Raw genomic sequence first — 23,348 nt, 5'->3', positions numbered from 1 at the left:
ATGACGGACAAGAGTTCGCAAGACCTGGACGCTCTAATGCAGCAGTTTCTGGATGACGAGCTGGTAGAGGCCGCAAAAGAGCAGGCGCAGCCGGAGTGTTCGCGCGCGCGCCGGCAACCGCAACCATCTAATGCCGACAGGCAGAAACAGCCTGGGCCTGCACCTGTGAGCGCGGTAGACGCAGCCACCCTTCGGCAAACCGGATCGCCCGATACCGCCAATGCAACGCCGCTTCAATTCAGGCAGGAAATTGCCCACATTGCGTCAACGGTGCTGAAGATTCCGCCGGACAGGCTGGATGTCAGGGAAAACATGTCCCGCTACGGCGTCGATTCGATCATCGTCACCGAAATCATGAAGCGCATTTCAGACCTGCTGGACTTGCCGATTGCGCCGACTGTTTTTTTCGAGGCCCGGCATCTGGACGAATTGGCCGACATTTTGTATCAGCGTTACCGCAAGACGATCGAGAAGCGGTTGCTGAACGAAGATGTTCAGCCGGTCGATATGGTGTCGCACGATGCCGGTTCTGTTCGGTCGGTTGGCGCGGCCGACATCGGCAGCGCCGAAATCGATTCCGAGGTTAAAAGCTGGATCAGCAAATTCCGGGCCAGCGTTGGGTCGCATGCTCCTGCCGTTGAAGAAACGGAATACCGGGAAACGCCGGAAAATGTTCGCAGCTCCGGCGAAACCGGCTACGAACCGGTCGCTATTATCGCAATGGAAGGCATATTCCCGGACAGCGCGAATTTGCAGGAATTCGAAAAACACTTGCGCGATGGCGACGACTGCATCAGCGAAATCCCCGCCGACCGATGGGATTGGCAGCAGGTTTACGGCGACCCCAAACAGGGCGAATTCACCAAGGTCAAATACGGCGGTTTTGCGCCGGATATCGACAAGTTCGATCCGCTGTTTTTCGGCATGTCGCCCAGGGAAGCGGAATTGATGGACCCGCAACACCGCCTGTTTATCCAGTGCGTGTGGAAACTGATCGAGTCGGCCGGTTACGCGCCGAAATCCCTTTCCGGCCGCAAAATCGGCCTGTTCATGGGCATCAATTTACAGGATTATGCGCACCTGATCGACCGTGCTGGCGCGATGGAGGCGCTGCACCTGACCAGTCTCGGACACATGTTCTGCCCCAACCGGCTGTCCTTCTTCCTCGACATACACGGCCCTAGCCAGGTCATCGACACCGCCTGCTCGAGTTCGCTGGTGGCGCTGCACCGGGCGGTGTTGAGCATTCAGCACGAAGGCTGCGAAATGGCGATAGCGGGCGGGGCGAACCTGTTGATTTCGCCGGACATGCACATCATGTACAGCAAGGTCGGCATGATCTGCGAGGACGGCCGCTGCAAAACCTTTTCCGGGCAGGCCAACGGCTATGTGCGCAGCGACGGCGTCGGCGCGGTGCTGCTGAAATCGTTGAAACGGGCCGAGCGGGACGGCGACACCATCCTGGCCGTGATCCGGGGGTCCGCCGAAAATCACGGCGGCATGTCCACCTCGCTGACCGCGCCGAATCCGAAAGCGCAGGCCAGCCTGATTGTCGAGGCGCATCAAAAGGCCAACATCGATCCGCGCAGCATCGGCTATATCGAATGCCACGGCACCGGCACTTCGCTGGGCGACCCGATCGAGATAAACGGCCTGAAAATGGCGTTCGAGCAGCTGCACCGAAGCTCCGGCGTTGCGATGCCGGATACTGCCTATTGCGGCCTGGGTTCGGTCAAGTCGAATATCGGCCATGCCGAAACCGCAGCCGGTATCGCCGGGGTTATCAAGGCGGTGCTGGCGCTCAGGAATAAGAGGCTGTACCGGAGTCTGCACTGCGAGGCCGTCAACCCGATGATAGAGCTGGAGCAGTCGCCGTTTTTCATCTTGCAGCAGGGGCGGCCCTGGCAGCGATCAGTCATCGACGGCAACGAGCAGCCAAGACGCGCAGGCGTCAGTTCATTCGGCGCAGGCGGCTCCAATGCGCATGTGGTGATTGAGGAATATAGCGAAAAACCGTTGCCGCCGGTGCAAAGATCGGCACCTGCGCTGATCCTGTTGTCGGCCAAGAACGAAGCCCGGCTTGGCGATGTTGTCGAAAACCTGCTTGGCTTCCTGAACGGGATGCCGGAGTCGGAAACGCCGGATATAGCGGATATCGCCTTTACCTTGCAGGTTGGGCGCGAGGCCATGGCTGAACGGCTGGCTGTTATCGCGGATTCGGTTGCCGAATTGAAGGCAAAGCTCGGCCCGATTGTCCAAAGCAGAGAAGCCGCCGATTGCTGCAAAGGCACGGTCAAACGCAACAAGGCGTTGCATGAGGATGACACCTTAGCGCCAACGCTTAGACAATGCTTTGCCGAGGGCGATGTCCGGCAACTGGCCGAGCTGTGGGCCAAGGGCGTCAATATCGACTGGCAAGCGCTGTATGCCGAAACAGCGCTTGCCGGTAGACGGCCGCGCCGGGTTACTCTGCCTTCGTACCCGTTCGCCAGACAGCGTTACTGGCTGCCGGAAACCGGCGGCAACAGGCGCATCGGCCAGGCTCCCGCGCAACTGCATCCGTTGCTGCACCAGAACACTTCGGACCTGTCCGAGCAGCGCTTCAGTTCCGTGTTTAGCGGCAACGAATTTTTTCTGGCCGACCATGTGGTGATGGGCGAGAAGGTGCTGCCCGGCGTCGCCTACCTGGAAATGGCGCGTGCGGCGATAAAGCAGGTCAGCGCGGAGGCGGACGGCAACCCGGTGAATATTCGGCTGAAAAACATGGTCTGGGCCAGACCGTTCGTACTCGGCAATCAACCGACGCCGCTGCATATCGGCCTTTATCCCGAGCAACATAATCAAATCGCCTACCGGATTTACAGCAAGGCCGGTGACTCGGTTGTTTTGCACAGCCAGGGCACGGCGGTGGTGCAAGCGGAACCGTCTTCCGACGCTGCTGCGGAAAAGCTCGACTTGTCCGCGTTGCGGGAAAAAATGACCGAGCGGAACAGTCTCGACGCCAAGCAATGCTATGACGCGTTCAGGGTCATGGGCATAGCATACGGGCCGGGGCATCAGGGGCTGGAAACGGTTTATTATTCCGCTCCCGAAAGCAACGCGGCAACGCCCCAGGTGCTGGCAAAACTGGCCTTGCCCGCCTGCGTGGAGAGCGGCGCGGCGCAATTCGTGCTTCATCCGGGCTTGATAGACTCCGGCCTGCAAGCCTGTATCGGACTGATGGCCGGTTCCGGCCATATGCTGCCGACAGGCGCGGCAAGCGGCGCGTCAAAGACAGCTGCATCGCTGCCTTTTGCGCTGGATGAACTCATCTTGCCGGCCCAGCCGTCGGCAACGATGTGGGCGTGGATACGCTACGCCGACGGCAGTTCGCCGACCGGCAAAGTGCAAAAACTGAATATCGACTTGTGCGACGAGCAAGGGCGTATTTGCGTCCGCATGAAGGGGTTTTCCTCCCGCAGCCTGGAACAAAAACAAGCGGCCGAAACCAGCGCGATGCTGATGTGCCGGCCGGTGTGGACGGATCAGACTGTAGTTCACGATGCCACCAGCTTGGTCTGGGCTCAGCATCTGGTCGTACTGTGCGATTTGGATAGGTGCTTTGCCGACTCAACTGAGCAGGACATTGCGGCACGGATTCCCGGAGCGTCCTGTACGCGGCTGAATCTGAACGGCGCTATCGAGGACAGCTACAAGGATGCTGCCATTCAGGTTTTCGAGATGATCAAGCAGGCTTTTGCCCGGAAAACTACCGGCAATACGCTGCTTCAGGTGCTGGTTCCGGGGCGAGGTAAAGGCAAGCTGCTGGGCGGCTTGTCCGGGCTGCTGAAAACCGCAAGCCGGGAGAATGCAAAATTTTTCGGGCAACTGATAGAGCTGGACGCCGGTGAAACCGGGAGCGGGCTGGCGGCAAAAATCATCGCCGACAGCCGGATGCCGGAGCAGGCCCAAATTCGCCGCCACGGCGATGTGCGTCAGGCGCTGAGCTGGCAGGAAGCGGATATTGCAACGTCGTCTGTCGTGCCGTGGAAAGATAACGGCATCTACCTGATTACCGGCGGCAGCGGCGGGCTGGGGCTTTTGTTTGCAAAACACATTGCCGGACATGCCAAGAATGCTACGGTGGTTTTGTGCGGGCGGTCGGCATTAAGCCCGCAAAAACAGGCGCAGATCGACCGGTTGTCCTCATCCGGCCTCAACGCCGAATACCGGCAACTGGATGTCGGCAGGCGGCAGGACGTGGATGATTTGATTGCAAGGCTGCTTGATGCGCGCGGCCGTATCGACGGTATTTTGCACTGCGCCGGTTTGCTTCGGGATAATTTCATTCAAAAAAAATCGGCGCAGGAATTTACCGAAGTCCTCGCTCCGAAAGTGGCCGGAACCCTGCATCTGGATAAAGCCACTGAAAATGTCGACCTGGATTTCTTTGCCTTATTTTCATCGGCTGCCGGAGCCTGGGGCAGCGCCGGGCAGGCCGACTATGCCGCCGCCAATGCGTTTATGGACGTCTTTGCAGAGTATCGCAACGCGCAGGTCGGCAGCGGGCAGCGGTGCGGCCATACGCTTTCAATCAACTGGCCGCTGTGGGCGGATGGCGGCATGCGCATGGAAGCGTCTGCGGAAGCCATGATGCAGCAGACCACGGGCATGGTCGCGTTACCGGCCGAAAACGGCATTGACGCATTCAACCGGATTATGGCGTCCGGCGCAGCACAGATGATGGTCATGCAGGGTTCGCCGACGCGCATCCGGCGACTGTTGGTCACGCCGGAAAAAACCGTCACAAAGATTACGCCGGACAGGAATGATGGCATTGCGACCGGCCCGCAAATCGATACCGGCGAACTGCAAGCCAAAATCCGGCAAATGCTGTTGCAGGCCGTAGCGAAACTGATGAAGTTTGAGCTGGACGATCTGGACGCGGATGCCGAGTTCAGCGATTACGGCTTTGACTCGATCACGCTGACCGATTTTTCCAACAGGCTGAATCAGCAATACCAACTGGAACTGACGCCGACGATTTTCTTTGAATACCCGACCATCGCCGATTTTGCCGATTGGCTGGCTTCGGAATATCCATCCGTGTTTGCAGAGGCGTTCGGCTTGCAGGCGAGACCTGGGCAAATCAGGCGCGGCGAAGCTGATCAAGAACCTTTAGCCGATCCGGTTGAAACACTCTTCCAGCCGCATGCGCGTTTTGCAAATACCGAAACGGTAGCCGAACCGCAAAAAGACGCCGACAAAGCGGTTGCGATCATCGGCATCAGCGGCCGCTTTCCGATGGCGAACGATCTCGACCAGTTCTGGAACAACCTGCTGTACGGGAAAGACTGCATCAGCGAGATCCCGGAAGACCGCTGGGACTGGCGGGCCTTATACGGCGACCCCGCGACCGAGGCGAACAAAACCAATATCAAATGGGGCGGTTTTATCGACGGCGTCGGCAATTTCGACGCGCGGTTTTTCGGCATTTCGCCTAGGGAAGCCGAATTGATGGACCCGCAGCAGCGCCTGTTGATGCAGTATGTCTGGAAAGCGATAGAAGACGCGGGCTATTCGGCCGCCAGTCTGTCGGGCAGCAATACCGCGATATTCATCGGCACGGCGTCCAGCGGCTATGGCGAACTGATGGCCAAAAGCGGTTCGGCCATCGAAAGCTACAGTTCGACCGGCGTGGTCGGTTCGGTAGGGCCGAACCGGATGAGTTACTTTCTGAATCTTCACGGCCCGAGCGAGCCGGTCGAGACCGCGTGTTCGAGCTCATTGGTGGCGATTCACCGCGCACTTGCGGCCATCGCGAACGGCGACTGCGACCAAGCCATCGTCGGCGGCATTAACCTGATCATCAGCCCGGAAACGCAGATCAGTTTCAACAAGGCGGGCATGCTTTGTGAAGATGGGCGCTGCAAAACTTTTTCCAGCCAGGCCAACGGTTATGTGCGCGGCGAAGGCGTCGGCATGCTGTTTTTGAAGAAACTGACAGCGGCGGAGCAGGCGGGCGATCATATTTACGGGGTCATTCGCGGCAGCGCCGAGAACCACGGCGGCCGGGGCAATTCGCTGACCGCGCCGAACCCGAAAGCGCAGGCGGAACTGCTGAAGGCGGCCTACGCCAGGGCGGGCATCGATCCGCGCACGGTCAGCTATATCGAGGCGCACGGCACCGGCACCGAGCTTGGCGATCCGATCGAAATCAACGGGCTGAAAACGGCATTCAGGGACTTGTATCAGGCCACCGGCACGCCTGAAATTGCCGCCGCGCATTGCGGGCTGGGATCGGTCAAGACCAATATCGGTCACTTGGAGCTGGCGGCCGGGGTTGCCGGGGTCATCAAGGTACTGCTGCAACTTAAACACAAAACGCTGGTCAAGAGTCTGCATTGCGATGAAGTGAACCCCTATATCCAATTGCAGGACAGCCCGTTTTACCTGGTCCGGGATAACCGGGACTGGACGCCGCTGCGCGACCCGGACGGGCGCGAACTGCCACGGCGGGCGGGCGTCAGCTCGTTCGGTTTCGGCGGCGTCAATGCGCATATCGTGATCGAGGAATATCGACAGGGCGCGGACGCGGCGGATGCCGCAGAGCCGGAGCCGCCCAGTCTGGTGCTGCTGTCGGCGAAAAATCAGGACAGGCTGAAAGCTTACGCCGAAGAATTGCTGGGCTTTATAGAGGCAGGCACCGTAGCGGATAATCGAAACTCAGGCCACGCGCGGCAAGTTCTGTCGCACACCGTTCGCGCCCTGGTTGCGGACATATTGCAGACAGACCCGAACGAAATCGAACCGGCGCAGGCGCTGGACGATTACGGCTTCGACCCTGTGCATAGAACGATGCTGCTGGCGAGGCTGCAACAGGCGTTCGGGCTTGAAATCGAGGCTGGGACGGTTCTCGATAACCACTCCGTTGCCGCAATGGCTGCGGGCGTGCTGGAAAACCATCCCGAATTACATGACCGGCTGAACCGGGAACAGGCGGCCCCGGCTTTAGAATCCGAACAACCGAGGCCGGAAAGCAATAAGCAGTATGGCTTCAGGCTGGCCGATCTTGCCTATACGCTACAGGTCGGTCGGGAGCCGATGGAAGAACGCCTTGCCGTTATCGCAGGCTCCATCGAAGAGCTTGAAGACAAACTGCGCGCCTTTATCGAAGGGCGGACCGATGCGGTCAATGACCTGTATTTGGGGCAGGTTAAGCAGCACAAGCATATTTTGGCCGCCTTCACAGCGGATGAGGAGTTGCAGGAAGCGCTGGAAAAATGGATGCAGCGCGGGAAATTCTCCAAATTGCTGGACATGTGGGTCAAAGGGCTGAACCTTGACTGGGAAAAGCTGTACGGCGAAGCGAAACCGTATTCTAACAAACCCCGCAGGATTTCCGCTCCGGGTTATCCTTTTGCCGAACAACGGTACTGGATAGAAGCGCGGCCCGGAAATGCGCCGAATCAGGCGGGCGCTTCCGCACACCTGCATCCTTTGGTGCATCAAAACGTGTCGACGTTGCAGCAGGTAGGGTTTGCCACCGGATTGACCGGAAACGAGTTTTTCCTGGCGGATCACCGGGTGCAGGGGCAAAAAGTGCTGCCGGGCGTGGCCTATCTTGAGATGGCGCGTGCGGCGGCGACGATTGCGGCAGGGCGGGAACGCGAGCCGAAAACGCCATTCCGGCTAGAGGATGTGGTCTGGCTCAAGCCGGTGGTCGTCAATCAGCCTCAGAGCATCGGGATCGAGCTGACGAACGGCTTGGACGGCGCTATTAATTATAGGGTTTTTACCGACGGCTCGGCTGGACCGGGCAGGCTTGTTCACAGCCAGGGCAGCGTTTCGTTTAAGCCCGCAGTCAATCCGTCCAGGCTCGATCCGGGCGCAATGCTGGCGCAAGCGGGTATGAGCCGGTTTGATGCTGCGCAATGCTACCCGCTGTTCAGCGCGCTGGGCCTTGATTACGGCCCCGGACATCAGGGTATCACTGAACTGTATGCAGGGAACGGTCAGGTGTTGGCTAGGCTGGCGCTGCCTGAGTCGGTGCTGTATACGATGGATCAGTATGTGCTGCATCCCAGCCTGATGGATTCCGCGCTGCAAGCTTCCATCGGTTTGGGCATGACTACCGAAACCATAGCGCCGTCAGGCGAGCGGTTAAAACCGTCGCTGCCGTTTGCGCTGGAAACGGTTGATGTGTTCGGTGCCTGCGCCGGTTCGATGTGGGCCTGGGTGCGCCGCTCCAATGGCAGCTCGGCCGGTGACCGGGTGCAGAAGCTCGATATAGACCTGTGCAACGATCAGGGACAGGTTTGCGTACAGATCAAGGGCTTTTCCTCGCGCCTGTTGGACACCGATGGAGCCGATTCGACAGCGAAGCCTGCCGACACAATATCGCCAATAACCGATCATAAACCGTCGGCGCCGGTTGACGCCGCCGAACTCAGGAATCAAACAATCGACTATTTCAAGCAACTGCTTTCGTCGACGCTCAAGTATCCGGTCAGTGAGATCAGGACGGACGAATCGCTGGATTTCTACGGCATAGATTCGATGATGGTGATGGAATTGACCGCTGCGCTGGAAAAGCCTTTTGGCCCGTTATCGAAGACATTGTTTTTCGAGTACCAGACGCTGGCCGAGCTGGTCGATTATTTTCTTGATGCGCAGCGGTCGAACTTACTGAAACTGTTCGGTGCCGATAAACCGGACGTCGCCGTCGCCGCATTGGCCGATCATGCGCCTGCGCAAGCGGTCAAAACCGAATTCAAGCCCGCTCCTGCGGCAAATGCCGCTACGCTTACCCCGGCAAAACCCAATGCCGGGGCTCTGGATATTGCGGTTGTCGGCCTGTCGGGACGTTATCCCCAGGCGAGGGATATTGAGGAGTTTTGGCGCAATCTGCGCGACGGCAGGAACTGCATTACCGAAGTACCCGAAGACCGCTGGGACTGGCATGCCTATTACAGCGAGGATCGCAGCCAGCCGGGGCGGCATTCCAGTAAATGGGGCGGCTTTATCGCCGATGTCGATAAATTCGATCCGCTGTTCTTCAATATTTCGCCGCGCGAAGCCGAATATATGGATCCGCAGGAACGGCTGTTTCTGGAACACGCCTGGATGGCGATGGAAGATGCCGGGTACCGGCGCGAGGATCTGCAAAAACCGCTTACAGGCTCGTTGAATGACGACGATATGCCTGCCCAGGTCGGCGTTTATGCCGGGGTCATGTATGGGGAGTACCAGTTGCTGGGGCTTGAAGGTAGCTTGAGCGGCAAGAACACCCTGTCGGCCAGCTTTTACGCCAGCGTCGCCAACCGCGTGTCCTATTTTCTGAACCTTCACGGCCCCAGCATGACTGTCGACACCATGTGTTCCAGCTCGCTGACCGCAATACATCTGGCCTGCCAGGACCTGAAGCTGGGACGCACCGACATGGCGCTGGCCGGCGGCGTTAACATCAGCATTCACCCGAATAAATACAGTATTCTCAGCACGGGACAGTACATTTCCAGCCGCGGACAGTGCGAAAGCTTCGGTTCCGGCGGCGACGGCTATGTGCCGGGCGAGGGGGTCGGCGTCGTGGTGCTGAAACGGCTGGCCGATGCCGAACGCGACGGCGATCATATTTACGGCGTGATTAAGAGCAGCGCGTTGAATCACGGCGGCAAAACCCACGGTTACAGCGTGCCGAACCCCAACGCGCAGCAAATGGCGATCAGCCGGGCCTTGCGTGAAGCCGACATAGACCCCAGGGCGATCAATTACATCGAAGCGCACGGCACCGGCACCAAGCTCGGCGACCCGATAGAAATTACCGGCTTGAGCAAAGCGTTCGGCAAATACGCCGCTCCGGGCTACAGTTGCTGGATCGGTTCGGCCAAGTCCAATATCGGCCATGCCGAATCGGCGGCCGGTATAGCCGGACTGACCAAGGTATTGCTGCAAATGCGCGAAGGCCGGATTGCGCCGTCGCTGCACTCTGAAACGCTGAATCCCAATATCGATTTTTCGGCTACGCCGTTCCAGGTGAATCAGCAGTTGCGCGAATGGCAACGCCCGGTGATCGACGGCAGGATTCAACATCGTACCGCCGGCGTTTCTTCATACGGCGCCGGCGGCTCCAATGCCCATATGGTCATCGAAGAATATATCGGGCCGGAAAGCGTCGTCGCGGCGCGGCCGTCTGACGCGCCTTGCGCTTTTGTGCTGTCTGCCAAGACAGCACAGCAGCTCGGGCAATATGCCGAAAGTCTTGTGCAGTTTGTGCGTCGGCAGTCGGATGCTAATGTCGAACTGTCGCTGCCGGATATGGCTTTTACCCTGCAAATCGGGCGGGAGGCCATGCAGCAACGGCTGGGCCTTATCGCCGGGTCGGCGCAGGAACTGATTGAAAAACTAAACCGGTTTTTGCAGGGTGATTACGATGGGCTATACCTTGGCCGTGCCGGGCATGGAAACCAATCCGAATCTTTGGCCGGGCAGGAGCATCAAACCTTGGCCGAGCTGTTGGCGAATTGGGTCAAGGGGGCTGGCGTCGATTGGCGTCAATTATATGCAGGAGATGCCAGGCGTCCATCGCGGATCAGCTTGCCGACCTATCCGTTCGCCAGGGAGCGTTACTGGCTGGAACTGCCCGAAAAGTCGAGACGACAAGCAGCCGTCGAAACGGTTGACAGTCCGGCAGGAAGTGCCGATACGTTGATGCTATACCCGGTCTGGAAAGATCAATCCGCCCGGAAAACGCCTGTTGAAGCCGAATATGCCGAACGCAGGATTTTATTCAGCGGCCCGGTGATTGAAATCCCCGGCGCTGTCTGTTTGCCGCTGCATTCCGACAGCCGCGAAACGGATAGCTGTTTTAACGATTATGCCGTTCAGGTATTCGAGCAGGTCAAGGAACTGTTCGGACGTAAACCGGCAGGGCGGGTCTTGTTGCAGATTGTGACCGGTACCGGGGAGCACCGGTCCGCTTGCCCCGATCGGTTGTTGAGCGCTCTGGCGGCGATGCTGAAAACGGCGCAGATGGAAAATCCGCAGTTTACCGGTCAGTTGATCGAGCTGGATGCGTCCGGCGCTATGCTGCAACCGGCTGAACTGGCCGCTATGCTGCACGAAAACTGGCAGATCCCGGCAGAGCAGCATGTCCGCTACAGCCGGGGAAAACGGCAGATAATGACCTGGGCGGAGCTGGATGATCAACAACAAGCCATGCCGGTGTGGAAACAGGGCGGCGTTTACCTGATTACCGGCGGGGCGGGCGGATTGGGATTGATTTTTGCGCGGGAAATTGTCCGTCAGGTCAATGATGTAAGCTTGATACTGACCGGGCGTTCTGAGCTGGATGACGCGCGCCGGGAGAGTATCGAAGCGTTGCAAGCCTCGGGCGCGAAGGTTGAATACCGCATTGTCGATGTCAGCGACAAACAGGCGGTGACCGGACTGGTCCAGTCTTGCGAAGGTTCATTGAACGGCATTATCCATAGCGCCGGTATTATCCGGGATAATTTTATCTTCAAAAAAACCGCTGCGGAATTGCAGGATGTGCTTGCCGCGAAGGTTTCCGGCGTCGTCAACCTGGATCAGGCCAGCCGGTTCGTCAATCTGGACTTTTTCATCCTGTTTTCGTCGCTGGCCGGGGCCGCCGGAAATCCCGGCCAGTCCGATTATGCAACCGCCAATGCGTTCATGGACGCCTATGCGGCCTACCGCAACCGCTTGGCGGCAGAACAATCCGGCGCTATGCGGCCTAAAGGCCATACGTTGTCGATCAACTGGCCGTTGTGGCAACAGGGCGGCATGGACATCGATCCGCAGAGCAAAGAGATGATGTGGCGAACTGTCGGGCTAAAACCGATGCAGACGCAGGCCGGTATTGACGCGTTGTACCGGAGTCTGGCTTCCGGCAAAGATCGGGTCATGGCGTTGGAAGGCGATGCCCCCCGGTTGCGGCAGCTTTTTCTTGACCAGCAGCGCGAACCGGCAAGCAACGAGACTGCGGCTGAGGCGGTTCAACCATCCGATCCGCAGCAATTACAGGCTAAAGTTGAAGGCTTGATTGCGACGTTGCTTTCCGAAATGCTGAAGCTGCCGCTTCATCGCATCGAAGCCGATGTGCCGATCGAACAATACGGCATCGATTCGGTGTCGATGATGAAACTGACCGGCGAACTGGAAAAAGTTTTCGGTCCTCTGCCTAAAACCCTGTTTTTTGAATACCCGAGTATTGACGCCGTCGGCGCCTATTTCGTCGATACGTTTCCGCAGCAGTTGACTGAGATGTTTAAGCTTTCGCCTGCGGCAGCCGAAACGCAGGATGCTGCCGCCGAACAGCCTGAGGCAGCCAAAGCCGCCGTTACGGAAAGCGCAGTGCAAACCGGCCTCTACGATGTAGCCGTGATCGGCATGTCCGGGCGCTTTCCGCAGGCGAACGACCTGGACCGGTTCTGGCAAAATTTGGCGGTGGGCAAAGATTGCATTACCGAGATTCCCGAGCAGCGCTGGGATCACCAACAGTATTTCGATCCCGACAGAAACAAGCCCGGTAAAAGTTACTGCAAATGGGGCGGTTTTCTGGACGATGTGGCCGGATTCGACCCGCTGTTTTTTAAAATATCGCCCAGGGAAGCCGAGTTGCTGGACCCGCAGGAGCGGCTGTTTCTGGAAACGGTGTGGAATCTGCTTGAATCCTCCGGGTATCAGGGGGAGACATTGCAGCGTCTTTGCCAGTCGCGGGTCGGCGTTTTTGCCGGATCGATGACGCAGCAGTATCACGCGTTTGAATCGGATCTGGTTCGCGAGTCCGTCGTTGCGCTGTCATCGCACAGTTCTATCGCCAACCGGGTTTCCTATTTTTTCAATTTTCAGGGCCCCAGCATCGCGATCGATACGATGTGCTCATCTTCGCTGGTTGCGGTGCACATGGCCTGCGACAGCCTGCTGAAAGGCGAGTGCAAAATCGCCGTTGCAGGCGGCGTCAACCTGACGATTCATCCTAAAAAATATATCGGCTTGTCCGCAGGACAGATCATCGGCAGCCACCCGGACAGCACCAGTTTCGGCGATGGCGACGGCTATCTTCCGGCCGAGGCGGTCGGCGCGGTGCTGCTGAAACCGCTGAAGGATGCGATTGCGGACAACGATAATATCCTGGCCGTGATTAAATCGACGGCGATCAATCACGGCGGGCAGTCCAACGGTTATTCGGTGCCCAGCGCATCGGCCCAGGCCGATTTGATTGCGGGCAATTTCGCCAGGGCGGGTATCGATCCGCGCACCGTCAGTTATGTCGAGTCGGCGGCCAACGGTTCGCCGCTGGGCGATGCGATCGAGCTTAACGCGTTGACTGCGGGTTTTCGCAAATACACGGACGAGCGGCAGTTCTGCGCGATCGGCGCGGTCAAGTCCAATATCGGCCATGCCGAGGCGGCATCGGGCATGTCGCAACTGATCAAGGTGCTTTTGCAACTGCAACACCGGCAGTTGGCGCCGACTATCAAGGCGCAGCCGCTTAACCCGAATATAAGCTTCGAGCAAACCCCGTTTCATCTACAGCGGCGGCTTGAACAATGGCACAGGCCGGAAGTTGCGCTGGATGGCGGTCAACGCCGCGAATATCCGCGGCGGGCGACAGTCAGTTCATTCGGCGCGGGCGGTTCCAACGCGCACCTGATCGTCGAGGAATATGTGGCGTCCGGTCAACGGCAGATTGCTGGGCCGGAGGATACGCCGCGGCTGATGTTGTTCTCGGCCAAGACAGCCGTGCAGCTCCGGGCGGTTGTCCGGCAGATGCTGGCGTTTATCGGACAGCAGCCGGAATTGTCGCTGGCGAATCTGGCCTATACGCTGCAAACGGGGCGGGAAGCCATGGAATACCGGATGGCGCTGGTAGTCGAAGGACGCGATCGACTGATTCAGGGCTTGCAGGCTTATTTGCGTGGAACGGCGGACAATATCTTTACCGGCGATCACGAGCAGGACAATTCCGATGTCAGGCAGCTGCTGTCCGGTAAAACCGGGCAGTCGATGCTGCAAATGTTGTTGGCTGAAAAGGATCTCGAAAAATTGGCGCTGTACTGGGTCAAGGGCGTCAAGATCGTATGGCAGGGAATGTATCAGAGCGAGACCTTAAGCAGAATCGCCTTGCCGACCTATCCGTTCGAGCGGAAAAGCTATTGGTTGGGCGGTAAAACGGCAAGCGCCGATGCGGCTCTGCCTGCGTCCGATTTGGAGATGCCGTTTGTGATCGATACGCAGCAATCGATGCGCGATAACATGGAGCGCTATTTGGCGCACAGCCTGAGCCGGTCGCTTGACATCCCGGGCAATGACATCAGCATGAGCAAAAGCCTTCAGGATTATGGCGTCGACTCGATGTTTTCAATCAAATTGCAGCGCGGTTTTGAACAGGTCTTTGGGGTAAAGCTATCGGCAAGGGATCTGTCCACGCATGCCACGCTGGCTGCATTGGCCGGGTTTGCCGAGGCGCAGCAGGTAAAAAAAAACGGCAGTGAATTAGCGGCGGCAGATGGCGCAAGCGGGTCTCAGCCAAAGAGGTTGCCGCTATCCGAAGGCCAGAAAGGATTGTGGTTGCTGCATCAATTGGCCCCGCAAATGAGCGCGTATAACATCCCTGTTGCGCTGCGGTTTCGCAGCGGGCTGGACATCGGCCTGTTCAGGCGGGCCTGCGAACTGATGCTGCAACGCTATCCCGTGCTGGGCTCGGTTTTCCGCCGGCACAACGGCGAGCTGTTCCAAACTTTGCCGAGTGACGCGCGGCTGTGCTTTACGCATGAAAATTCCGAAGCCGACGTCATCGAGCTGTTCAGGGAAAAGAGCAAACAGCCGTTCGATCTGGAGCGCGGGCCGTTGTTCCGGGTGCATCTGCTGTCGCCGGTTTCCGCCGCAGACAGTTATGTGCTGATCACGGTTCACCATATCGTTTTTGACGGCAGCTCCGCCGTGTTGCTGGTTAAAGCCTTATTGGATACTTACCGGCGGTTGCTTACCGGAACAGAACCCGAATATACGCAGGAAACCGGCTATAACGACTTCGTTCGCTGGCAACAGCAATTCATGGCCGGCGAACAAGCACAGATGCAATTGGATTACTGGAAAGCCCGGCTTTCCGGCGAGCTTCCCGCGTTGTCGCTGCCTTGCGACTATCCGCGCCCTGCGGAACAACGTTTTAACGGAGCCAGTTATGAATTGGCGCTGACTTCGGACTTAACCGAAAAAATCAGGGAACTGGCAAAATCGCTACGGGTGAATTTGTCGGTGCTGTTTCTGGGGGTGTTGAACATGCTGCTGCACCGTTATTCCGGCGACGATGACATTTTGGTCGGCATGCCGACATCGGGCCGCCCGGAAAGCCGTTTCGATGATGTGGTCGGTTATTTCATCAACATGATCGTTATCCGTAGCCGAGTTTCGGGGCGGCAGAGCGTTGCCGAGTTTCTGAGCGAGTTGCAACTCATCGTTGCCGACGGACTGGATAATGCCGATTACCCGTTTCCGGCCTTGCTGAAAGAATTAAAAGCCGGTCGCGATCAGTCAAGGTCGCCGTTATTCCAGGTGATGTACGCCTATCAGAATTTTATTCAGCCGGACGATTTGACCGGTTTGCATGGCGGCGCGCAATCGCCTTTACCGATGGAGTTTCTATCGGGGATTAACCAGGAAGGCAGCCATGATCTGGCGCTGGAAGTGTACCAGGGTAAAGACCACTTTCAGCTGAAACTCGATTACAACACCGATTTGTTCAGCGCCGACACGATCCAGCGGGCGATGGCGCATTACATCAATCTGCTGCGCTCGATAACGTCCAGCCCGGTTTCGGCGATTGCGGAGCATGCGTTGTTGCCGGAGGACGAGAAACAGCGGATTGTCTTTGATTGGAATGCCGATGTTCCCGAATACGCCAGCAACCGCTCTATAGTCGAGCTGTTTCAGCGACAGGCTCTGCAGACCCCTGACAACACCGCGTTGCTGTTTGAACATCAACCCTTAAGCTACCGGGAGCTGGACCTGTACAGTTCAAAACTGGCGAACTATTTGCTGGATCAGGGCGTGGCAGCGGGCGATCCGGTTGGCGTCTGCATGGGGCGCGGCCTGCAAATGGTTGTGGCTATGCTGGCTGTATTCAAAGCGGGCGCAGTTTATATGCCGATAGCGCCGGATTATCCCGAACAGCGTATTCGTCATCTTTTGGATGACAGCAAAACCAAACTGCTGATCACGGAGGCAAGACTGCGCGACAACATCCAGGCGCTGGTTTCTGCTTGCATCTGCGTTGCCCTCGATCAGGTATGGGATGAAATTTGGGCATCCGCTGCCGATTTGACGCCTCAGATAAGCCCGGAACAGGCCGCGTATATTATTTACACCTCGGGTTCCACCGGCCTGCCTAAAGGTGTAGCGATCGCTCACGGGGCGATCAGTCATCATTGCCAGGTCATGCGGGATTATTACCGGCTCACGCCGGAAGACAAGGTGCTGCAATTTGCGTCCGTGAATGTCGATGCGTCGCTGGAGCAGCTGCTGCCGGGATTATTGACCGGTGCAACGGTGATTATCAGGCCGGACGAACTCTGGTCGCCGCAGGCATTCAGGAACAATGTTTTGGAACTGGGCATCAGCGTGGCCGATGTGCCGCCGTCCTATCTGTACGAACTGCTGCTGGATACGCGGACTGACGCCGAATGGGCTGCGCTGCGCCCGTTAAGGCTGGTCATAACAGGCGGCGAGGCGCTGACGCCGGAAACGCTGAGCCTGTGGCGCAGCAGCCCGGTTCGCGGCTGCCGTCTGGTCAATGCCTATGGCCCGACCGAGACCACGATCACCAGCACGGTGTTTGAGATCGGCGCGGAAACGCCGGGCTCGGCTATTGCGGCCAATATTCCGATCGGCCGCCCGCTGGCAGGCGAAAGCGCCTATATTCTCGATGCTTACGGCCAGCCGGTTCCTGTCGGCGTGCCCGGCGAGTTGCATATCGGCGGCGCGGGGCTGGCTATAGGCTACCTGAACCAGCCCGAGCTGACCCGGCAAAAATTCATCGACAACCCGGTTAATCCAGGATCATTGGTGTACAAAACCGGGGACTTGGCGCGCTGGCTGGGCGACGGCACGATAGCGTTTCTGGGGCGGCTGGACCATCAGGTCAAGATCAGGGGCTTTCGCGTCGAATGCGGCGAGATAGAAGCGGCGTTGCAGGATCTGGACTCGGTCAGGCAGGCGGTGGTGCTGGCACGGCCGGTCAACGGCACTACGCAGCTGGTCGCCTTTATCGTGCCGACCGAAGATCAAAATCCGCTCAGTAGCGCTGATTTGAAACAAGCGCTGGCGGCCCGGCTGCCGGACTATATGATTCCGGCCGTGTTTGTGCCGCTGGCGCAAATTCCTGTAACGCCCGGCGGCAAGGTGGATCGCGCCGCGTTAATGCAGTTGGATTCAGGCTCTGTTGAAAACCGCAGCCATGTTGCGCCGAGGACAGAGACCGAAGCCCAATTGGCTGAAATCTGGCGGCAGGTGCTGAATGTCGAGCGGGTAGGGGTGCATGATAATTTCTTCGATTTGGGCGGGCATTCGCTGCTGTCGGTCCGCCTGATGGCCGTTATTCATAAAAAACTGGGCCAGGAGCTGCCGCTGTCGTCGCTGTTCCAGGCCCCGGACATTGCCGGGCAGGCAAAGCTTCTGCAACAAAAGCGGCCGCCCTGGACGCCGCTGGTGTGTTTGCAGCCCAACGGAGACATGGCGCCGCTGTTCTGCATTCATGCGGTGGCCGGAAATGTATTGTGTTATCAGGAACTGTCCCGGCACATCGGGCGGCAGCGCCCGTTTTACGGCTTGCAGGCCCCGGACATCGACAGCGGCGCGCATCCGGGCTGCATTGAAGAGCTGGCGGCGCTGTATATCGCCGCAATACGCAGCGTTCAGGCGCAGGGCCCTTATCATCTGGGCGGCTGGTCGATGGGCGGCGTGATTGCCTATGAAATGGCCGGACAGTTGCAGCAGGCCGGCGAGCAGGTCGGCACGCTGGCGCTGATAGAAAGCTATACGCCCGAGGCAGTACAGGCGTTTGAACGGGATTATCTCGATAAAAACCTGCTGCCCGGAGATGACGGCGAAACGCTGCTGTTAATGATGTTTGCCAGGGAACTGGGTCTGGACGATGCTGAAGCAATGCCGGCCGGAGCGGCGGCATCCGGTTTAACCCGGCGTCTGAACGCACTGTTTAATCAGGCAAAACACGCCGGTTTGTTGCCGGAAGATATTGATTCGGCGCAGTTGCATCGGCTGTTTAGTGTATTTGAAGCCAATGTGCGGGCGATGAATCGCTATGTCCCCGGCCAATACCGGGGCGACGTCAGGCTGTTGTATGCCGGCAGTGCAAATCAAGAATATGCGAACGGCGGCTGGGCGGAGTTGATAAACGGCGATCTGAGTATCGAGGCCGTACCCGGAGATCATTACAGCATCCTCCGGCAACCGAATGTACAATTTCTAGCGGATAAATGGGGGGACTATGTTAATAAAAAAACTGGGTAAGCTGCACGCTACAGCGGCGGCAGTAGCGTTGCTTGTTTTGACAGCGCCGAACGTAACGGCGGCTCCGGCTTCAGCCTGCACGACCGGACTCGTTGAAAGCAAGGCCGGTCCGGTCTGCGGCAAGTCGGTGACTACGGATTCAGGCAAACAGGCCAACGCATTTTTAGGCATTCCGTTTGCCGAATCGACTGCCGGGGACAGACGCTGGAGGCCGCCGGCGCCCAAGCAGCCGTGGACGGAAACACTGGAGGCCGTGCAATACGGCCCGGTATGCCCGCAGTATGCCGTTCAGCCGACGGCTGCGGAGGAGGGCAAGCAACTCAGCCCAATTCATCACCGGAACGCCAAACCGGATAGCCGCAAATTGCTTGAGGCATCAGGCCAAAGTGAGGACTGCCTGTCGCTGAATATCTGGACACCCCCAGGCATAAAGCCTGATGCAAAACTCCCGGTCATGGTGTTTATTTATGGCGGCGGCTTTAGCGAGGGCGAAAGTTCCGACCCGCTGTATGACGGCAGTTTTTTGGCCGCAAACAAGAATGTCATCCTGGTCAGTTTTAACTACCGGCTTGGCGTACTCGGCTTTCTGGCGACGGACGAGCTTTCCGGGAACTACGGTTTCATGGATCAGCAGCTCGCGCTGTCCTGGGTGCAGAACAGTATCCGGGACTTCGGCGGAGACCCCGGCAAGGTGACGATTTTCGGCGAGAGCGCAGGCGCGATGTCGGTGGGCCTGCATTTGTTTTCCGCGCCCGGCAGCGCCAAGTTGTTCCGGGCCGGGATTATGGAAAGCAATTTCCTGGCGTTGCCTTACAAACGGCTTGAGGATCAGGTCAATGTCGGCAATGTCTTTAAACAGGGCCTGAACTGCCGGGATTTGAAATGCCTGCAAAATACCGATGTAAACGACCTTCTGCTGGCGCAGGATGCGTTTATACCCAAGATGAGTACGGTGTTTTCAGGAGCCAAATATTACATCCCCTTTACGCCGGTGATTGATGGCGCGCTGCTGACCAAACAGCCGGTTGTCGCCGCCGCCGAACGCCGGGCAAACAAGCCCATACTGCTGGGAACCAACAAAAACGAGTCTGTGCTGTTCGTCAACGGGCAGTCGATTACCCTGGCCGATTATTCCGCCTGGGCGGCGTCCTTGTTCGGCCTGGATTTCCAGAAAGCCATCGCCAAGTATCCGGCGCAGAACGACGGCAGCAACAGCGCGTTGTGGGCGCGCATTCAGACGGACAATTTCCTGCGTTGCAGTTCGCGTTATGTCGCAGCCACCGCCGCAGCGCCGGTCTATGCCTATCTGTTCAATCACCAGCCGTCGTTTCAAGTCTGGGGCGGCCCGGATTGTCGGGCCGACGACAATGTCTGTCATGGCGCGGAACTGCCATTTGTGTTCCATAGCGCCGATAAAATTGGCGGCCGCTTTACCGCCGAGGAAGAGGCACTTTCAAATACGATAATCGATTATTGGGTCAATTTTGCAACCTATTTAAACCCGAATGGCGATCCGGCTGCATCACCGATCGGCGTGCGCTGGCCGACGTTCAGTCGGCACAAAAAGGATTATCTGGAACTGAATGCGCCTGCGGTGTCCGTACAGAACGATCCCTACCGTGAAATCTGCGATTTCTGGGACGGTATCGGCTATAACCTGGTTGAGCCGTGGATTAGAAGGTAAAAAACACGGCAACGCAAATATGGGGTTTTTGCGCTAGTTCCCAAGCTCCTGCTTGGGAATTCAGTGTAGGAAGCTCCAGCTTCCCGTCTCGCAAAGCTAGAGCTTTGCTCACTGGGTTCCCAAGCAGGAGCTTGGGAGCCAGCTTATTTCTTAACTTAATGGCAGTGACGTAGAGAGTGGGAACGAAAATATTTTTCGAGAGCTAACTTTCCCACGGAAACACCCCTGTTTTTGTGTAGCGATTGATTTTTTCCAGATTGGCAGGATCTGAAAACAGCTCGCGGTTTGCTGCGATGGCGGCCGGTCTTGCTTGGGTCAGAACAGCGTCCAGACTGTTTATATAGGACTTATAGCGTTGAATGCCGTTTTTGGACAGGAGTCTTAAGCGAAGCAGGTGTTTACGCAGCAGCGCCTCGCTATTGTCCTCGCAGGCGTCAACCAGTCCCCAGTCCAGCGCCTGTTGAACTGCCGCAGGCTTTGTCGTCAAGGTCAGATAGTGCGCTTTTTGAAAGCCGATGCGCCGGATCAAAAAAGGCAGCACGCAGGCGGGAAACAGATCGAATAGCAACTCCGACAGGCTGAATTCGGCGCTGTTGTCGGCCAGCACAATATCGCAGGCGGCGACGAAGCCGACGCCTCCGGCATTGACCTTGCCCCGGACATGCGCGATGCTGATAAACGCACCGCGTGCGAGTTGATCCCATAAATCATAAAGCGCTTCCGGTTCCGCCGTATTGTCCTGAAAATCCGCGCCAAAACAAAACACCTCGGGCAAGCCTTCCAGTACGACGATATGGACAGCGTCTTCGCAGGCCGCCAAGGCATGCCGGCATTCGTCAACCATCGTCCTGTTGATGGTGTTGTTGGCTTCCGGGCGGTAAAGCTTGAGGAAACAGACGGACTGTTCGACGCGCACCTGAATGGTTTGGTAATTCATAATGGCCTGTAATGTTGGGATGGCTTAATTATTTGTAACGTTCAATATTTTAAAAAATGGCACACGGATGAGCACTGATAAAATTTTATTTTTAAACCATGAAGAACATGAAAGGCATGAAGGATTTAAGTCTTCATGTCCTTCATGCGCTTCATGGTAATTGCTTAAATTATCGGCAGCGGTTTTTATCCGTCTAATCGGTGTTATCCGTGTTCCAATTAAAAATTAGTATTTGTTGAGCGCTGATAAAGTTTTATTTTTAAACCATGAAGAACATGAAAAGCATGAAGGATTTAAGTCTTCATGTCCTTCATGCGCTTCATGGTAATTACTTAAATTATCGGCAGCGTTTTTTTCAAATCCGTTTCAATCCGTCTAATCTGTGTTATCCGTGTCCCATTTAAAAATCAGTATCTGCTGGGATTTTCTGCAACACAATGCTGGTATTGATGCCGCCAAAGCCGAAAGAATTGCTCATCGCGCTATGAATTGGTTGCGAAACAGCCGTTGCGCCGCAAAAGTTCGCCGTTGCATTGATCGGGTTTTCCAGGTTGATGTTCGGATGGATGAATCCTTGCTGCATTTGCACGACCGTGGCGATGATTTCGACAACACCGGCCGAGTACAGGCAATGGCCGGTCAAGCCCTTGGTGGCGTTTAGCCGGACACGGGGAAAATGATCGCCGAAGACCTGTTCGATCGCCTGGATTTCGACCTTATCGCCTAAGGGCGACGAACTGCCGTGTGTATTCAGGTAGTCGATTTCGCAGGCGGCGAGGCCGCTTTGTTGCAACGCGGCATTCATGGCTTTCGTCTCGCCGTCGATGTCGGGTTGCGCTGAAGCGGTGGCGTGGAGATTGATCGCCCCGCCCAGTATGTTAGCCAAGCCGGGTGCTTTCCTTGCGTTGGCGCTGTCACCGGATTCCAGAACCAGGCAGGCAGAAGCCTGGCCGTAAATAAAGCCTTCGTGCAAGGCATCGAACGGCCGGCAGGCTTTCTCCGGCTGATCGTGGAATTGTTTGCCGCCCATAGCGCCGATCGTACAAAACCCCTGAATCTCCATCGGCGACAAATCGGCGACCACGCCGACCACGAGGCAGGCATCGACCAGTCCGGCCTGAATTAACCGGGCGCCGTGGATAACGCCGACATTGCCGGAGGCTGAAGCGCCGCCGGTTACGAAACCTTCCCCCCGGATATTGAATATTTCGCTCAATACGCCGATCTGGTTGCTGTCCATAAACTGCAACGCATAGCGCGGCGACAGGTATTCCGGGTTGCGTTGGAAATCGGAGCAGAGCGAGTATTGATAATTCTGCGTGGTATTGTGTCCGGCGATAACGAGCCCGATCCGCTCCGGTTCAATGGGCTTGTCATCCAGCCGGGCCTGCCGCCAGGCTTGTAACGCTGAAATAACCGATGTTTGTATCGTAAACGGGGCGCGCCGTGTAACGTGCTGCACGGATTGAGTCAGGCTTTCAGGCATATCTGAAAACTGCCCGAGCATTTGCTCAAAATTGAAGCCGTCAATTTCTGCGCCGATAGCGACGGCTAAAGGCGGTGTTGTGCTTCGGGCTATCCGCCTGACGCCCGATTTGCCGTCGGCCAATGACCGGGTGAACTCGGCTATATTATGGCCGATAGCCGAGACGATCCCCATGCCGGTGATTTGCACGCATGGCGAGGATTTAGGCGAATGCTTTTTTTCCGTCATTGTGCATTGTTGAATAAGACATCGACCAAGCCTTCGATATTGGTCACGCCGGCAAAACTCAGTAAAGGGATTTTAACGCCCAGATCCTCCATGGATAGGGTGACCACCTCCATTCTGTCGACGGAATTGGCGCCGAGATCGCTCAGCGATTTTTCGATTGAAACCATTTCAGGCTGCACCTTCGGCAGTATGTCCAGAATATTGTTTTTGACGACGTCGAAAACCTGGGCCTTGGTTCTTGTATTGCTCATAAGTGTGTGTCCGTTTGTTAGAGTAAACGCCATTATAATTGAAGCGCCGGTTCAAGGGAGGGTGATTAAATCTATATGGCTTAAAAATTGTTTTTTATTACCATGAAGGACATGAAGACAATGAAGGGAAGAGCATTGAGTAATTTGTCGAATAGCTGACGAATTGCGTATTTGTTATAGACTGTCAATATCACGCATGAAGTCAATACCGTATTTCTTCAAGTCCTTCAT

General features: G+C 57.0%; 5 protein-coding genes. 2 read left to right on the top strand and 3 right to left on the bottom strand.

Annotation, left to right across the window (positions count from 1 at the left end; all coding sequences use genetic code 11):
• Both B0F88_RS11495 and B0F88_RS11490 read left to right on the top strand, forming a co-directional pair.
• The gene (locus B0F88_RS11495) at positions 1–18,531 is read left to right on the top strand and encodes a non-ribosomal peptide synthetase (RefSeq protein ID WP_104424071.1); all 18,531 of its coding nucleotides are present in this window, start codon (positions 1–3) and stop codon (positions 18,529–18,531) included.
• Positions 18,509–20,215: a carboxylesterase/lipase family protein gene (locus B0F88_RS11490; protein ID WP_104424070.1), complete on the top strand. Its 1,707-nt coding sequence runs from the start codon at positions 18,509–18,511 to the stop codon at positions 20,213–20,215. Before B0F88_RS11495 ends, B0F88_RS11490 begins: the two co-directional genes overlap by 23 nt.
• A 202-nt stretch (positions 20,216–20,417) precedes the next feature.
• On the opposite strand, the gene B0F88_RS11485 is transcribed toward B0F88_RS11490, so the two are convergent.
• From B0F88_RS11485 to B0F88_RS11475, 3 genes are all read right to left on the bottom strand, one after another.
• On the bottom strand, positions 20,418–21,152 hold the full coding sequence (locus B0F88_RS11485; protein WP_104424069.1) for an enoyl-CoA hydratase/isomerase: 735 nt from the start codon (positions 21,150–21,152) through the stop codon (positions 20,418–20,420).
• Positions 21,153–21,552: 400 nt separating this feature from the next.
• Positions 21,553–22,866, bottom strand: a complete 1,314-nt coding sequence (locus B0F88_RS11480; protein WP_104424068.1) for a beta-ketoacyl synthase N-terminal-like domain-containing protein — start codon at positions 22,864–22,866, stop codon at positions 21,553–21,555.
• Positions 22,863–23,117, bottom strand: a complete 255-nt coding sequence (locus B0F88_RS11475) for a phosphopantetheine-binding protein (protein ID WP_104424067.1) — start codon at positions 23,115–23,117, stop codon at positions 22,863–22,865. The genes B0F88_RS11480 and B0F88_RS11475 overlap by 4 nt, the downstream gene beginning before the upstream one ends.
• Positions 23,118–23,348 lie beyond the last annotated feature (231 nt).

The organism is Methylobacter tundripaludum, from assembly GCF_002934365.1.
GTDB classification, from domain to species: Bacteria; Pseudomonadota; Gammaproteobacteria; order Methylococcales; family Methylomonadaceae; genus Methylobacter_A; species Methylobacter_A tundripaludum_A.
This window is presented reverse-complemented; position numbering and strand designations above follow the sequence as displayed.

Bases quoted from the DNA above. Each gene is read 5' to 3' on its own strand.
- B0F88_RS11480 (WP_104424068.1), bottom strand. From the start codon at position 22,866: ATGACGGAAAAAAAGCATTCGCCTAAATCCTCGCCATGCGTGCAAATC.
- B0F88_RS11475 (WP_104424067.1), bottom strand. From the start codon at position 23,117: ATGAGCAATACAAGAACCAAGGCCCAGGTTTTCGACGTCGTCAAAAAC.
- B0F88_RS11485 (WP_104424069.1), bottom strand. From the start codon at position 21,152: ATGAATTACCAAACCATTCAGGTGCGCGTCGAACAGTCCGTCTGTTTC.
- B0F88_RS11495 (WP_104424071.1), top strand. From the start codon at position 1: ATGACGGACAAGAGTTCGCAAGACCTGGACGCTCTAATGCAGCAGTTT.
- B0F88_RS11490 (WP_104424070.1), top strand. From the start codon at position 18,509: ATGTTAATAAAAAAACTGGGTAAGCTGCACGCTACAGCGGCGGCAGTA.